The 1,249-nt window shown below is 45.4% G+C and carries 1 protein-coding gene; it reads left to right on the top strand.

Features of this window, described 5'->3' with window-relative positions; genetic code table 11:
* Positions 1-190: 190 nt before the first annotated feature.
* Positions 191-1,015, top strand: a complete 825-nt coding sequence (locus IQ254_RS31165) for a bifunctional 2-polyprenyl-6-hydroxyphenol methylase/3-demethylubiquinol 3-O-methyltransferase UbiG (RefSeq protein ID WP_193970006.1) — start codon at positions 191-193, stop codon at positions 1,013-1,015.
* Positions 1,016-1,249 lie beyond the last annotated feature (234 nt).

Raw genomic sequence — 1,249 nt, 5'->3', positions numbered from 1 at the left:
CTGGTCTGCCACTCTCAACTCCATCGATAAGCAATTGAGATTGCTTGAGCCGTATACAGTGAAAGTTGTACGTACGGTTCTGAGGGGAGGGAGGGAGCAATAAATAAAACTCTCTCCTTTACCCGACGGCTAAGGTTTTTGATTAGAAAGCAGTGTTAGGTTAGGTCGCATACACTTGCGAGGCTAAGTGATGAAAGATGCCAAACAAACAACCAAACAGTACTCTAACAAAGACTTAGAGCAGAGAAAGACTTGGTATTCTCCCGCAGCAGAGGCTTACAACAAAGCACGACCTCACTATCCAAAAGCGTTGATCGAGCGAGTGATCGAGTTAACTCAACTTACTAACGACGCGACTATCCTTGAAATAGGTTGTGGTCCTGGAACTGCAACAGTTACGTTTGCCGAGCTAGGTTTTTCAATGCTTTGCCTTGAGCCAAACCCAGACTTTTGCGCGATCGCTCGAAGAAATTGTGCCAACTTCCCAAAAGTCGAGATCCAAACCACTTCGTTGGAGGAGTGGGATCTGGAGGCGAAGCGGTTTAATGCTGTTTTAGCAGCTACTTCGATTCATTGGATACCGCCAGAAGTTGCGTATCCAAAAGTAGCCAACGCTTTACAGGACGATGGCGCACTCATCTTATTAGCAAATGTGCCAGCCATACCTTCATATGAAGTCTATCAAGCATTGCAGGAGGTTTATCAAGTTCATGCTCCATCTTTGTCTCAGTATAAAGGGAAGGAAACCCATGAAGAAGAATTGAGAGAGCTTGAACAAATTGTCATCAGTTCAGGTCAATTTAAAGATGTAGTGTTTGAACAAATCGAATGGGAAGTCACGTACAACGTGGATGAGTATTTGACACTATTGAGTACCTTTTCACAATACTTGGAGCTAGACGCAAAAAGTAGGAATACTTTGTTTGAAGGATTGCAACATAAAATAGATGAAAACTTTGCAGGTCGCCTTCAACTCTTAAACCTTTCTGCTTTCCATGTTGCTTGGAAAAGTTGACGGTGTTAACTTCTCTCTTGCCGTCGCCTAACAATCCGCTTGCACACCGACCGTATCGAGTTGGTTGGTTGAGATCGAAAGGTTACTAGCGGCGGGTGAAGCGGGTCGTTAGCTGCGCGACTCGAAGTCGTTCGGGGGAGTTGGAAGGACTCCTGAAAGTCCTTCCCTGCCAGTGTTCAGGCAGATGTCCGCATCGGAATATTCAACCAGTAATGGGAGGGTAGCATCAGCAGA

The organism is Nodosilinea sp. LEGE 07088 (assembly GCF_015207395.1).
GTDB lineage: Bacteria > Cyanobacteriota > Cyanobacteriia > Phormidesmidales > Phormidesmidaceae > Nodosilinea.
This window is presented reverse-complemented; position numbering and strand designations above follow the sequence as displayed.